We start from the raw sequence: 13,460 nt of genomic DNA, 5'->3' as shown, positions 1-13,460 counted from the left end.
GCAACGCATGGCAGGGCTCGACGCGCGGGCGCTTTCCGTCACCAAATTCTGGCGCGATGCCGGCGAGGACGCCTGGTTCGAGAAGAACGATGCGTTCGACACGGATTTCCGCAAGCGCTTCCTGGAGCTGCACTATGCCGCCGCCGGCCGTGAATGCGACGACTGGAACGCCCATGCCGAGGGATCGTTGGCGCTGATGATCCTGCTCGATCAGTTTCCGCGCAACTGCTTCCGCGGCACCGGGCATATGTACGCGACCGATCCGCTCGCCAGGCATTTCGCCGACCGGGCGATCGCCGCCGGCCAAGACCTTGCGCTCGACGAGAGCCTGCGCGTCTTCCTTTATCTGCCCTTCGAGCATTCGGAGTTGCTTGCGGACCAGCAGCGATCGGTGGAACTCACCGCCGCGCGAGCGCCGGACTACCTCAAATACGCCAAGGAGCATCTGGAGATCGTCGAGCGCTTCGGCCGCTTTCCGCATCGAAACAAAATGCTCGGCCGCCAGACGACGCTCGAGGAAAAGGCCTTTCTCGAAGGCGGCGGCTTCTCCGGCTGAGTTTCAGCTCAGCCACCATTCCCGGCCTGACGGCAGGCGCTCGATCCCCGACGCATCGACGGCGCCGAGCCGCTCCGACACGCTTTTGCCGCCGACAACGAGGTCGGGCGCGATCTCGGCCAGCGGGGCCAGCACGAAGGCGCGCTCCAGCATGCGTGGATGAGGAACCTCAAGGCCGGTCTCGTGGATCACGCGGTCGCCGAACACCAATATGTCGATGTCGATCAGGCGCGGCCCCCAGCGCTCCTCGCGCACCCGCTTCAGCCGTCTCTCGACGTCGAGGCAGAGGTCGAGCAGGGCGCGTGGCGGCAGCGCCGTTTCGACCGCAGCCGCGGCGTTGAGGAAATCCGGCTGGTCGAGCTTGCCCCAGGGCGGCGTGCGGTAAAGCGAGGAGACGGCGGTGACGCGCGTCTTGTCATCGCCATCCAGCATGCGCAGCGCCGCGGCCATGGACTTCGCCGGGTCGCCGAGATTGCCGCCGAGACTGAGGTAGACGACGCTATTGGGGCCAGACAACGGTCACCTCGACATGATCGAGCACGCCTGGCACCGGGGCGTTCGGCTTGCGCACCGTAATCTCGGCTTTCCTTATCTGTGGAAACCGAGCCGCCAGCGCCTTCGCCACTTCCAGCGCCAGCGCCTCGATCAGGAAACGGCGGTGCCCGGTGACGATCTTCTCGATCACCGAAAAGGCGATGCCGTAATTGACTGTATCCTCGATGGAATCTTCCTCCAGCGGCCGGCTGGGCTCGACGGTCAGTTCGGCGTCGACATAAAAACGCTGGCCGAGCGTCTCCTCTTCGTCCAGCACGCCGTGCCGGGCAAAGAAGGCGCAGTTCTTCATGCGGATGACATACATGGTCAGCGTCCGGGAGAGTGGGTTTCTCGCGCCAACATAGCATCGGCCACCGCCAGCGCATCCACGTTGATTGCGACATCGTGGACGCGAAAAAGATCGGCGCCTTTGAGCCGCAGGATGACGCTGGTGGCCGCGGTGCCGGCCGCCCGCTCAGCAGGTTCGCGCCCCGTGACGCCTCCAATGAAACGCTTGCGCGAAGTCCCCGCCATCAGCGGGAAGCCGAGCGCCTGAAGCTCGGAGAACCGCGCCATCAGATCGAGATTTTCCTCCGTCGTTTCCTTGGCGAAGCCGAAGCCGGCGTCGAGCACGATCTGGCTATCGGAAACATTGCCGGCGCGCGCGATCTCCAGCGATTTGCGCAGGAACAGGAACTGGTCCTCGATCACGTCCGGCAACTTCTGCCGTTCGCGTCCGGTATGCATGATGATGAGGCCGGCGCCGGTCTCGGCCGCGACACGCGCTATGCCGGGCTCGCGCTGCAGGCCCCAGACGTCGTTGACGATATGCGCACCGGCTGCGACGGCCCGACGCGCCGTATCCTCGCGATAGGTGTCGATCGAAATCAGGGCCTCGCCCGATCCTGCGAGCGCCTCGATGATCGGCAGCACCCGCCCCTGCTCTTCCCCGGCGGTGATCGGGGCAAACCCCGGCCGCGTCGATTCCCCGCCGATATCGATGATGGCGGCCCCCTCTTCCGCCATGCGGCGCGCCTGGGCTATCGCCTTCTCGGGCGCAATGAACAATCCACCATCGGAAAAACTATCCGGTGTCACGTTGAGGATACCGACGACCACCGCCTTGGGGCCGAGGTCGAGATGGCGTCCATGCGCGAGCTGCCATCGCCTTGTCATTGTCCATCAACCATGTGTGATCCGCGCGAAATCAATTTCGTTGCGCCGGCAACGGCCGTAAAGCAAGGTGCGTGAAGAGGCAACATGATGAACCGTCCCCTGCTCAGCGCCCTGATGCTCGTCCTCGCCACCGCGCCGGCTGGCGCGGCGAATCTGGTGAAGACCTACAGCTATTTCGCCGTCACCGGCCGCACGCTGGACGACATCGAAAAGCAGCTGACAAAAAACGGTCCCGAAGTGAAGAGCACCGGCTCCAGGCATCCGGGCGCAACGCAGATGGCCTTCACCACCCGCGTCAGCTACGCGCAGACTGCGAATTCCTGCCGGATCGCGAACGCGCAGGTCACTCTGAAGGTCAAGGTGATCCTTCCCGAATGGCGGCGACCGCGCAAGGCCGATCCGGACGTCAGGCTGTTCTGGGACACGCTGTCGGCGGACATCAAGCGCCACGAGGAGCGCCATGTCGAGATCGCCAAGAACCATGCCCGCGACCTCGAGGACGCGCTGAAGGCGACCTATCCGCAAAAGACCTGCGAAGCGGTGAAGGCCAAGGCCGCCGAGATCTCTTCCGCCATCCTTGCCGAGCACGACCGCGCCCAGGTGCAGTTCGACCGCGTCGAAAGCGTCAACTTCGAAAGCCGGATCATCCGGCTTCTGCGCTACCGGATGCAGCGCATCCAAAGTGGCCAACTGCCGCCGGCTTGATCGACGGAGCCGCAGTCCCAGCGAAGGCCAATCCCGCCCTAAACATGGTGCCAGATTCGAAAAACTTTCGAGCGGCGGTCGAAAACGACCTATATCGGACGACATGTACCGGGTCCGCCTCGGGCGGGCTTCGGAAGCAGAGATAGGAACGGCAAGCGGAAGACGTCCCGGAACCGGCCGTTTCTTGCGGACCGCGCACGAGCCTTGAGCCGGCCTTTTTGAAAGAACGACGCATGGACCAGACCGTCGACAATCGCACGACGATGGCGACCTCGCCGCCGATCAGCGAAAGCGAGAAGAACGCCATTATCGGCGGCGTGCTGCTGTCGATGCTTCTGGCGGCACTTGACCAGACCATCGTCGCCCCTGCCCTGCCGACCATCGCGCGCGCTCTCGGCCACGCTGAATATCTGCCATGGATCGTGACCGGCTATCTTTTGACCGCGACGGCGATGGCGCCGCTTTACGGCAAGATTTCCGACGTCTATGGCCGCCGGCCGGTCATCTACGCCGCTATCCTGATCTTTCTTCTGGGCTCGCTGGTCAGTGCCCTGGCCCCCAACATGCTGGTGCTGGTCATCGGCCGGGCGATTCAGGGCGCGGGCGGCGGCGGTCTGTTCGCGCTTGCCCAAACGGTCATCGGCGATCTCGTGCCGCCGCGCGAGCGCGCACGCTACGCCGCCTGGATAGCCGGCACATGGGCGGTCGCCAGCGTCGCCGGTCCGCTGCTTGGCGGCGTGTTCGCCGAGCACCTGCACTGGTCGCTGATCTTCTGGATCAACCTGCCGATCGGCTTCCTGGCGATGGCAATAATCAACAACCCGCTGAAGAAGCTGCCTATCGCGGCCAAGCACCACCGCATCGACGGGCTGGGCGCCGTGCTCCTGGTGATCGCCACGGCGCTGCTGCTCCTGGCGCTGAACTGGGGCGGCAGCACCTATCCGTGGCTCTCGCCGGAAATCCTCGGGCTGGTCGCCTGCTCGGCCGTGTTCTGGGCGCTGTTCGCGCTACGGCTGCTGAGGGCCAGTGAGCCGCTGATCTCGCTCGAAGTGCTGGGCAATCCGATCGTGCTCGCCGGCACGCTGTCGTTGTTCCTGCTGCAGGCGGCAAACATTGGCGCCTCGGTCTACCTGCCGGTCTATCTGCAGTCGGTCGTCGGACTCTCGGTCAGCGAATCCGGCACCGCCATGCTCGGGCTGCTTCTCGGCACCGTTGCCGGCGCCACCTTCAGCGGCCGCATGATCCCGCGCTTCGTCCACTACAAGCGCATCGCCATGATCGGCATCATTTTGGCGATCGTCTGCATCGGCGTGCTCAGCGCCATTGCGGGGCAAGCCTCGCTGCTCGAAGTCGAGGTCCTGACGACGCTCATCGGCATCGGCAGCGGCACGACCTTCCCGGTCAGCACCGTCTCGGTCCAGAACGCGGTCGATCGTGCCCATCTCGGTGTCGCGACCGGCGTGCTGACCTTCCTGCGCTCGCTGGGCGGCGCGCTTGGTGTCGCCATGCTCGGCGCCGTCGCGCTCGGCTATGGCCTGCCGCTCGCGGCCGAGGGCTCTGAGACGCATATCGAGCTGACATCGGCGATGCCGTTCGTGATGATCTTCCTCACCGCCGGCATCACGCTCGTCCTGGCGCTCGTCGTGCTGGCGCTGATGCCCGAAAAGCCGCTGCGCGGCCATGACGAGAACGCCGCGCCCGTGCTTGCGGAGTAGTCCCTCCGAGGTGTGTTGAGATTCAGGTCAGGCCGAGCCGAGAATGGCGGCTTCCGAGAACCGGCCTACGCCGGCCGTAGCCTTAATTCGGCTGCTTGGCCACTCACGAGTGGCTCCGGCCGGCGAAGGCCGGAAGCGCAGGAGGCTCCGTTCGCAGGCCGGCATCACCTGAATATCAACATAGCTCAGTCGTGGACGCCGAGCTTCTTCTGCAAGCTGGTCGACGAGGTCGTGTACTGGAATACGATCCGCTCGCCGGGGCTGACGACGCGCTTGGCGGCCTGCGCCATCAGGGCGACCTCGTGGAAGCCTGACAGGATCAGCTTCAGCTTGCCGGGATACCAGTTGATGTCGCCGACGGCGAAGATGCCGGGCACCGATGTCTGGAATTTCTCGGTGTCGACCGGGATCAGGTTCTCGTGCAGGTTCAACCCCCACTCGGCGATCGGCCCGAGCTTCATGGTGAGGCCGAAGAACGGCAGCATGCGGGTGCACGGCACCTCGATATCGCCGTCTGGGCCGCCCTTGATGGTCGCGGATGAGAGCTGGCCCTCGGCGCCCGCCAAGCCGCTCACCTGACCGACCAGGAATCTCAGTTGCTTCATCTCCTGCATGGCATACATCTTGTTGACGCTGTCCGGCGCCGCCCGGAACTCCGCACGCCGGTGGACGAGCGTCACGCTTTTGGCGATCGGCTGCAGATTGAGCGTCCAGTCGAGCGCCGAATCGCCGCCGCCGACGATGACGAGGTCATGGCCGCGGAAATCCTCCATGCGCCGGACCGAGTAGAAGACGCTCCTGCCTTCATAGTCCTCGATGCCCGGGATGGGCGGACGCTTGGGCTGGAACGAGCCGCCGCCGGCGGCGATCACCACAACCTTGGCCTCGAACACTTCATTTTCGTCGGTGGTGACGCGGAACGTACCGTCCTCGAGTTTCTCCAGGCTGGAGACCATGCGGTTGAAGGTGAAGTCCGGCTTGAACGGATGTATCTGCTCGAGCAGCTTGTCGACCAGGCCCTGGGCGGTGATCAATGGCCAGCCCGGAATGTCGTAGATCGGCTTTTCCGGATAGAGCTCGGCGCATTGTCCGCCGGGACGGTCGAGGATGTCGATGAGATGGCACTTCATGTCGAACAGGCCGAGTTCGAATACGGCGAACAGGCCGACCGGCCCTGCCCCGACAATAAGTACGTCCGTCTTGATCGTATCCGTCATCAGCTCCGCCCCATTTTGGGAAATGGTGGGGACAGTGCATGACCTATGGCCCGCTGCCAAGCAGCCACGGGAAAAATTGGAAAATGGAGGGTTGGTTCAGCCCTGGCGTTCGGGAACGCGCACGACGAGGCCGTCGAGCGCGTCGCGCACCTTGATCTGGCAGGACAGGCGCGAGTTCGGCCGGACGTCGTAAGCGAAGTCCAGCATGTCCTCCTCCATCGCTTCCGGCTCGCCGACCTCGGCCGTCCAAGCCTCGTCGACATAGACGTGGCAGGTCGCGCAGGCGCAAGCGCCGCCGCATTCCGCCTCGATGCCGGGCACCGCGTTGCGGATCGCGTTTTCCATGACGGTCGAGCCGTTCTCGGCCTCCACGTCGAATTGAGTGCCGTCATTGGCGATGAAAGTCAGCTTTGTCATTTGTCACCTGAGGAGTCGCAGCCGAGATAATCACTCCGCCGGACAAGTCAACTGCGGCGCGAAAAACGCCACCAAATGACGTTTTCAGCCAAATGACGTTTTCGGAAGGTGCTCTCGCGAGGGGCTAGCGGCTGATGGCGGCGATGAAGTCCCGCACTTCCTCGATCAGCACGCCAAGCTTCTTCAAGATGCGGGCATCCTCGGGCTGCTTTTCGATCGCCGCGGCGCATTCGGCGACGGCAAAGGCGCCGATACCGCGCGCCGAGCCCTTGAGGCTGTGTGCGAGGAGCACCCGTTCCTTGGCATCGGCATCGGCAATCTTGTCGCGCACCGATAGCGCCTGCTGCACGAACAGCGCCAGCACTTCCTGTTCGAGCGCGCGATCATCCATCGTCTGCCGCGCAAGATGGGCCATATCCACAGGTCGCGACCCTGCCGTTCCCGACACGTCACCGCCGGGCATGGAAAACGCGATCCCACTGTCACCACGCATACGCACTGCAACTCCCGAAAGGCGGCCTACCGCCAAAAAATAGGCGACTTGCGTCGCCATCGCGTTAACGATTGCCAGGGAAAAATGTTGTCACAGAGGCAGCCCAAATCACGCCTCCGTTAACCTTATATTTAAAGTTTTACGTATCGCCCTGAATGCATGTTTTCTTTACCCCCGTGTGTCATTACGATACGAACGTCCATTTTCAGCCTCCTGTCTGGGACCAGACAAGCCAAAATCAGGCCAGAATCATAAGTCCCGCGGCAGCTAGTACAGGGTAGCGAAGGCATGGCTAAGAAACCGACGACGACCAAATCCCTCGAGAGCGACGTGGCCGCGGAGCTGGAAAAGGCGCTTGACCTTGACCTCAACGGCGACGAAGGCGGGCTCGACATGGCGGCGTCGATGGAAGATCTCGAGGCCCAGATTTCCGCGGCCGCGGACGAGCTGGCGCGCGAAGGCCGCAGCCAGAGGATCGAGCCGGCAAATGAGGCTCCGGCGCCGAAGGCGGCGCCTCAGCCAAAGCCGGCGGAGCTGCGCCCAATCGAATCGCGCGGTTCGCAGCCGGCCGGCTTCACACCGGCTCCCGCCGGTTTCACGCCAGCCAACGACGATCGCCAGAAGGATTACCGGACGCTTTTGCATGGCCTCAACCGGCGTGCGTCGAGCACCGTCTACTGGGTCATAGCGTTCATCTCGCTTGCCTGGATCGCCGGCGCCGGCGGCCTCGCCAATCTTCTGTTCGGTTCGGACATCTGGAAGATCCGCAGCTTCGACCAATTCTTCGCCCGCCCCGAGCTGATCGGCCTGGCGGTCGCGGCGATTATCCCGGTCATTCTGTTCTGGGCCTTCGCCGCCATGATCCGGCGCGCCCAGGAAATGCGCATTGCGGCGCAATCGATGACCGAAGTTGCCTTCCGCCTCGCCGAGCCGGAAAACCTTGCCCAGGACCGCGTCATGATGATCGGCCAGGCCGTTCGCCGCGAGGTGGCGGCCATGGGCGAAGGCATCGAGCGCACGTTGGCGCGCGCCGTCGAGCTCGAAACGCTCGTCCACAGCGAAGTCAGCCAGATCGAGCGCTCCTATTCCGAGAACGAAGCGCGCATCCGCTCGCTGGTCGACGGGCTCGGCAGCGAACGCGAGGCGGTCGTGAGCCATGCAGAGCGCGTGCGCGCCTCGATTCACGGCGCGCACGAGACGCTGCGCGACGAGATCGGCGCCGCCAGCGACATCATCCGCGACTCGATCCTCAACGCCTCGACCAAGCTGTCGATGACGATCAACAATTCGGGCGACACGCTGATCGATCGCATCAACGAAAGCTCGATGTCGATCTTCGATTCGGTAGAGACCCGGCTCGATACGATCACCGACCGCCTGTCGACCTCCGGCGAGGCCTTCGCCAGCTTGCTCGACACCCGCATCGCCAAGCTGACCGACACGACCGACGGCCTCACCCGCTCGCTCACCGACCTGCTCGACGACCGCACCACCGGCATGGTCTCGCTGCTCGGCGGGGCCGCGCGCACGCTGAGCTCCGAATTCGAAGCGAGCCTCAGCGGCATCGAGCGGACGCTGGCCGAGCGCGGCCAGGCGCTGATCAGCGAGTTCCAGACCCGCGCCGAGGCGCTCGACACCGGCACGCAGAAGCTCAACGCGGCGCTTGAGGCCCGCGCCCGTCAGATCAATGAGACGCTGGTCGAACGCGCCCGCGACATCGCCAATACTTTCGCCGAGAGCAAGGACCAACTGTCGTCGATGATCGATCAGGGCAAGACCCAGATCGGTGCGGACATGGCCGACATCATCTCGTCGACCTCGTCCATGCTCGAAGCCCGCGCCACTGATTTCGCCGGACGCATGGAAGCTGCCCGCCACGTCGTGTCGCGCTCCTTCGACGCCGACATCCAGCGGCTAGCCGATGCCCGCGCCGGCATCGACGAAGCCATCGAAGACCACAGCCGGAAGCTCTCCGAAAGCAGCAGCCGTATGGCGGCCGCCATGCAGGAGGACCTCGCGAAATTCGCCGAGAGTCGCGCCGGCATCGATGACGCCGTGGCCAGTCAGGTCCAGAAACTGGCCGAGGGCCGCAGCCTGATCTCGCGCGCGCTGGAAGATGACCTGCGCAAGGTCAACGAGGCGCACGCAGCCATCGATGCCTCGCTGGGCAGCCACCTCGAACAGCTCGAAGAGGGCCGCAACCGACTGTCTCAGGCCCTAAACGAAGACTCCGGCAGACTCGTCCAAGCCCGTACGATGATTGACGAAATGGTCGCCGGCCATGTCGGCAAGCTGGCTGAGGGCCGCAACATTCTGGCGCGCGCGCTGGAAGCCGATCTCGGTAAGCTGTCAGACAGCCGCACCTCGATCGACGGCCTGGTCGCCGGTCAGGTCGAGAAGATAGCCGAAGGCCGCGCGGTGCTCGCCAAGGCGCTGGAGACCGACATCGCCGGTATAAGGACCCTGATCGAAACACATTCGGCCAAGCTCGCGGAAGACAGGGGCGAACTCAGCCGAGCCCTGGAAGGCGACTTGAGCGGAATCCGGGACCTGATCAACAGTCATGCCGGCAAGCTCGTCGAGGACCGCAGCCTGCTGTCGCAGACGCTGGAATCCGACCTGGCCAAGCTCGCCGAAAGCCGCGCCTCGATCGACGGGCTGGTCGCCGGTCAGGTCGAGAAGCTCGCCGAAGGCCGCGATATCCTCAAGCGCGCGCTGGAAGCAGACATAAACACCATCAGGGGTGCCATCGCGGGACATTCCGAGCGGGTGCAGGAGGAACGCGCCCAGCTGTCCAGGGCTTTGGAAACCGATCTGCATACGGTCAGCGGTGCGATCGCCGACCATCAAAACAGGCTCGTCCAGGATCGCTCGGCATTGTCGAAGGCTCTCGAGGACGATCTCGCCAAGCTGGCCGAAAGCCGCTCCAGCATCGACGGCCTTGTCGCCGGCCAGGTCGAGAAGCTCGCCGAAGGCCGCGATATCCTCAAGCGGGCCCTGGAAGCCGACCTCAATACCATCCAAGGCGCCATCGTCGATCATTCGCAGAAGATCAGCGACCATCGTGCCGAGCTGTCGCGCGCTCTCGATTCCGACATGGTCAATGCCAGCGGCCTCATGCAGACCCACGCCGACAGGCTGTCGCAGGACCGCGCTGCGCTGTCCAAGGCCCTGGAGGACGATCTCGCCAAGCTGGCCGAAAGCCGCTCCAGCATCGACGGGCTGGTCGCCGGTCAGGTCGAGAAGCTCGCCGAGGGTCGCGACATCCTCAAGCGCGCTCTGGAAGCGGACCTCGCCAAGCTCGCCGAAAGCCGCGCCTCGATCGACGGCCTCGTTGCCGGCCAGGTCGAGAAGCTCGCCGAAGGCCGCGACATCCTCACGCGCGCCCTCGAGGCCGACCTTGCCAAGCTCGCAGAAAGCCGCGCCGGTATCGACGGCCTGGTTTCCGGCCAGGTGGAGAAGCTCGCAGAGGGTCGTGATATCCTCAAGCGTGCGCTCGAAGCCGACCTGCAGAAGCTGGCCGAAAGCCGCTCCGAGATCGACGGCGTCATTGCCGGCCATGTCGGCAAGCTGTCGGAGGGCCGTGACATGCTGGCCCGCGCCCTGGAGGACGATCTCGCCAAGCTCGCCGAGGCGCGCAAGGACGTCGACCGCTCGGTGTCCGGGCACATCGACCAGATCGCGGCCAAAAGCGGCGACATCTCAGCGGCGATCGCCGCCGATGTCGAGAAGATCGAGCAGGCCTTCAGCCGACAGACCGGCATTATCGAGGAACGCTCGGCCACCATGGAACGTGCGCTGTCGACCGGCGTCGACAATGTCCGCGGCGTGCTTGAAAAGACCGCCGTCTTCGTTGCCGGCGCGCTGCGCGACAAGGTGATGGAAGTCACCAGCGCCCTGCACGAACAGGCCGGCGCCGCCTTCAGCGACGCCGATCGCAAGATCGCCGAGCGCGCCGAGCAGACTTCGGCCGCCCTGCTTGCCAGGGCCGAGGACATTGCCAACGCTTTCGAGGCTGCGGATCGCCGCCTGCATGAGCGCGCGCAGGACACCTCCAGCATGCTGATGGCCCGCGCCGACGATGCATCCAATTCGCTCATGGCCCGCGCCGAGGAAACCGCCGACAAGCTGGCCGCACGCGCCAGCGAGATCGCCGGCACCTTCGATGCCGCCGACCAGAAGCTGGTCGCCCGTGCGGTCGAAACGGCGCAGTCGCTGGCCGCACGCGCCGGCGATATCCTGCGCAACTTCGAGGGCGCGGACGAGCGGATGGGCATGCGCATCTCCGAATCGGCCGAAGCGCTGGCCGCACGCGCCTCGGATCTCGGCCGCATCTTCGATGCCGCCGATCAGCATCTGATCTCGCGCATCGCCGAGGGGTCGGAAGCGCTGTCGTCGCGGGCGTCCGAAATCGCCCGTATCTTCGACGACGCCGACAGCCGCCTGGTGTCGCGCATCGCCAGCAGCACCTCGACCATCGGCGAACATGCCGACACCATTGTCGGCGCATTCGCGGCCACCGAGCAGCGCGTCGCCGATCGTGCCCGCCAGACCGGCCAGGAGCTCGCCGTCCACGCCCGCGAGATCGAGCAGGCGCTTGCCGGAGCGGACGAAAGGCTGGCGTCGAGCGCCGCCGCCGCCGCCGCCCGCGTCGAGGAGCAGGTGGCGAGCGTCGAGAACCGCCTCTCCTACAGCGCCGAAACGATGGGCCAGAAGCTCAGCGAGCAGGTGTCCAGCGCCGAAGCCCAGCTGATCTCGCGCGCCAACGTCATCGCCGAAACCTTCACTGCGGTCGGCCAGCACATCGGCCAGAGCACCAACGAGGCGGCAAAGACCATCGGCGCCAACACCCGCGAGCTCAACACCATGCTTGCGGCGCGCTCCGCGGAGATGTCGAGGATCCTCGACGAGACGGCGCGTCCCCTGGTCGAGCGCTTCGCCCAGGGCGGGTCCGAGCTGCAGAAGAGCGTGGAAGAGGTCACAGAACGGGCGACCGAGAAGCTGCGCAGCGAAAACGCCGTCCTCGTCAACGCGCTTGCCAGCCGCACGGCCGAAACGCTTTCGGCCGTCGAGGGCGCGCGCTCGACGCTGGCCGACAGCGTTGCCGACCTCATCGGCCGCATGGGCACCTCCAGCGCTCAACTCAGCCAGCTGATCGACCAGGCTGCCGTCAACCTCGGCCAGATCGAGGAACGGCTGAACGGCAGCACACAAAGCTTCGCCTCGACCACGGAAAAGGCAGCCCAGACCTTTGCCAGCTCGGCGCGTCTCGTCGACTCCAACACGACGCGGCTGACCGACCTGTCGTCGGCGACCTTGCGCGAGGTCGCATCGATCGCGACCAAGTTCGACGAGCATAGCCGTCTGCTGTCGAGCGCCTCCAATCTGCTCAGTTCCGCGCAGAGCAATCTGGAGCACACGCTGGAGCGGCAATCTTCGCTCGAGGACCTCGCCGTCGGCCTGGTCAAGAAGTCGGAAGACCTCGAGAAGGTCATGCGCTCCTTCGAGAACCTCGTCGGCCAGACGATGCAAACCGCCGAGGGCCGCACGATGGAATCGGCGGAGAAGATCCGCACGGCCATCGCCGAGGTCGTCGATTCCGCCACGCGGCGCTTCGCCGACGCGACCGAGGAGATGCGGCGCACCGCCAGCTCGATCAAGAGCGAGCTGGACCTTACCCGCGCAGAGCTCAAGAAGGGCGTCATCGAGATGCCGGAAGAGGCCAAGGAATCGACGTCTGCCATCCGCCGCGCCGTCTCCGAGCAGATCAACGCGCTCAAGGAACTGTCGGATATCGTTGCGAAATCCGGCCGCAGCGGCAGCAGCGAGACCGGCGAGCCGCGTGGCTTGCGCCCCGCACCGCAGGCTCCTGCCCGCCCCGCCGAGCCGCCGCTGCGCCGTCCGCCGGCGCCGCAGCCTCAAGCTGAGCGCCAAGCCACACAGGCGCCGCTCGCCGAGACGACGCTGCGCGGCACGCTGGACCTCGCGCGCCCCGCCGAGACGCCGCGCCGCGATCCGAACGGCCGCACGCCGCAGGGCGGCTGGGTGCGCGATCTCCTGACCAACGCGTCGCGCGAGGAGGACCTGAAGCCGGCCGCCCCGGCGGAAGCGCCGCGCGCCGCGCCTGCCCAGCGCTCGCCGCTGCATGTCATGGAATCGCTCAACTCGCTGTCCGTCGACATCGCGCGGGCTATCGACCATGACGCCTCGATCGAGTTGTGGAACCGCTATCGTCGCGGCGAGCGCGACGTGTTCACGCGCCGCCTCTACACTCTCAAGGGCCAGCAGACCTTCGACGAGATCCGTCGCAAGTACCAGGCCGAAGCCGAGTTCCGCGCCGCCGTCGACCGCTACTGCGACGATTTCGAAAAACTGCTCAAGGACGTGTCGCGCAACGACCGCGACAACATCATGGCGCAGACCTACCTGACGTCGGACACCGGCAAGGTCTACACCATGCTGGCCCACGCCAGCGGCCGCCTGCACTGAAGCCGGCAGGCAGAATCGGAAACTAAAAAGGCGGGTTTCGACCCGCCTTTTTCATGTCCACGATGTCGATTGTCGGCTCGGCCGGCGCTTACAGCAGGATGAATTTGAGAGGAGTCATTCATCCCGCTCCGACTCTTTGTTCTGTCGCATGGTCTTAA

Annotated in this window: 10 protein-coding genes; 4 read left to right on the top strand and 6 right to left on the bottom strand. The window is 65.1% G+C overall.

Annotated elements, in window-relative coordinates:
* The first annotated feature begins 7 nt into the window (after window positions 1–7).
* Complete coding sequence (locus QAZ22_RS19795) at window positions 8–556, top strand: DUF924 family protein (protein WP_278202418.1); 549 nt, start codon at window positions 8–10, stop codon at window positions 554–556.
* Window positions 557–559: 3 nt separating this feature from the next.
* Here the strand turns inward: QAZ22_RS19795 and folK are convergent, their stop codons facing one another.
* From folK to folP, 3 genes are read right to left on the bottom strand one after another with little or no spacing between them, the layout of a single operon-like run.
* The gene (gene folK, locus QAZ22_RS19790; RefSeq protein ID WP_278202417.1) at window positions 560–1,072 is read right to left on the bottom strand and encodes a 2-amino-4-hydroxy-6-hydroxymethyldihydropteridine diphosphokinase; all 513 of its coding nucleotides are present in this window, start codon (window positions 1,070–1,072) and stop codon (window positions 560–562) included.
* Window positions 1,056–1,415 carry a dihydroneopterin aldolase gene (gene folB, locus QAZ22_RS19785; RefSeq protein ID WP_278202416.1) on the bottom strand — a complete coding sequence of 120 codons (360 nt, stop codon included), beginning with the start codon at window positions 1,413–1,415 and terminating at the stop codon, window positions 1,056–1,058. The genes folK and folB overlap by 17 nt, the downstream gene beginning before the upstream one ends.
* Window positions 1,416–1,417: 2 nt before the next feature.
* The gene (gene folP, locus QAZ22_RS19780) at window positions 1,418–2,266 is read right to left on the bottom strand and encodes a dihydropteroate synthase (RefSeq protein WP_278202414.1); all 849 of its coding nucleotides are present in this window, start codon (window positions 2,264–2,266) and stop codon (window positions 1,418–1,420) included.
* Window positions 2,267–2,350: 84 nt separating this feature from the next.
* On the opposite strand from folP, the gene QAZ22_RS19775 reads away from it, so the two are divergent.
* Together QAZ22_RS19775 and QAZ22_RS19770 are read left to right on the top strand one after the other, a co-directional pair.
* Window positions 2,351–2,971: a DUF922 domain-containing protein gene (locus QAZ22_RS19775; protein WP_278202413.1), complete on the top strand. Its 621-nt coding sequence runs from the start codon at window positions 2,351–2,353 to the stop codon at window positions 2,969–2,971.
* A 233-nt stretch (window positions 2,972–3,204) separates the two neighbouring features.
* The gene (locus QAZ22_RS19770) at window positions 3,205–4,686 is read left to right on the top strand and encodes an MDR family MFS transporter (RefSeq protein WP_278202411.1); all 1,482 of its coding nucleotides are present in this window, start codon (window positions 3,205–3,207) and stop codon (window positions 4,684–4,686) included.
* 185 nt (window positions 4,687–4,871) lie between these two features.
* Here the strand turns inward: QAZ22_RS19770 and QAZ22_RS19765 are convergent, their stop codons facing one another.
* The 3 genes from QAZ22_RS19765 to QAZ22_RS19755 all read right to left on the bottom strand — a co-directional run bounded on the left by QAZ22_RS19765 (window position 4,872) and on the right by QAZ22_RS19755 (window position 6,813).
* Window positions 4,872–5,903 carry an NAD(P)/FAD-dependent oxidoreductase gene (locus QAZ22_RS19765; RefSeq protein ID WP_278202409.1) on the bottom strand — a complete coding sequence of 344 codons (1,032 nt, stop codon included), beginning with the start codon at window positions 5,901–5,903 and terminating at the stop codon, window positions 4,872–4,874.
* Window positions 5,904–5,999: 96 nt separating this feature from the next.
* A complete protein-coding gene (locus tag QAZ22_RS19760; protein WP_278074142.1) occupies window positions 6,000–6,320 on the bottom strand; it encodes a 2Fe-2S iron-sulfur cluster-binding protein in 321 nt (106 codons plus the stop codon).
* Window positions 6,321–6,444: 124 nt separating this feature from the next.
* A complete protein-coding gene (locus tag QAZ22_RS19755) occupies window positions 6,445–6,813 on the bottom strand; it encodes an Hpt domain-containing protein (RefSeq protein ID WP_278074141.1) in 369 nt (122 codons plus the stop codon).
* A gap of 288 nt (window positions 6,814–7,101) precedes the next feature.
* Here QAZ22_RS19755 and QAZ22_RS19750 point away from each other — a divergent pair, with 288 nt between their 5' ends.
* A complete protein-coding gene (locus QAZ22_RS19750) occupies window positions 7,102–13,302 on the top strand; it encodes a kinesin (RefSeq protein ID WP_278202407.1) in 6,201 nt (2,066 codons plus the stop codon).
* Window positions 13,303–13,460: the final 158 nt, after the last annotated feature.

It is taken from the genome of Mesorhizobium sp. WSM4906 (assembly GCF_029674625.1).
Taxonomy (GTDB): Bacteria; Pseudomonadota; Alphaproteobacteria; order Rhizobiales; family Rhizobiaceae; genus Mesorhizobium.
Note: the sequence above shows the minus strand (reverse complement) of the source record. Positions and strands in the feature narration are given on the sequence as shown.

Coding starts and splice junctions, on each gene's coding strand:
- QAZ22_RS19795 (WP_278202418.1), top strand. CDS start 8: ATGGCAGGGCTCGACGCGCGGGCGCTTTCCGTCACCAAATTCTGGCGC.
- folB (WP_278202416.1), bottom strand. CDS start 1,415: ATGTATGTCATCCGCATGAAGAACTGCGCCTTCTTTGCCCGGCACGGC.
- folP (WP_278202414.1), bottom strand. CDS start 2,266: ATGACAAGGCGATGGCAGCTCGCGCATGGACGCCATCTCGACCTCGGC.
- QAZ22_RS19775 (WP_278202413.1), top strand. CDS start 2,351: ATGATGAACCGTCCCCTGCTCAGCGCCCTGATGCTCGTCCTCGCCACC.
- QAZ22_RS19770 (WP_278202411.1), top strand. CDS start 3,205: ATGGACCAGACCGTCGACAATCGCACGACGATGGCGACCTCGCCGCCG.
- QAZ22_RS19765 (WP_278202409.1), bottom strand. CDS start 5,903: ATGACGGATACGATCAAGACGGACGTACTTATTGTCGGGGCAGGGCCG.
- QAZ22_RS19760 (WP_278074142.1), bottom strand. CDS start 6,320: ATGACAAAGCTGACTTTCATCGCCAATGACGGCACTCAATTCGACGTG.
- QAZ22_RS19755 (WP_278074141.1), bottom strand. CDS start 6,813: ATGCGTGGTGACAGTGGGATCGCGTTTTCCATGCCCGGCGGTGACGTG.
- QAZ22_RS19750 (WP_278202407.1), top strand. CDS start 7,102: ATGGCTAAGAAACCGACGACGACCAAATCCCTCGAGAGCGACGTGGCC.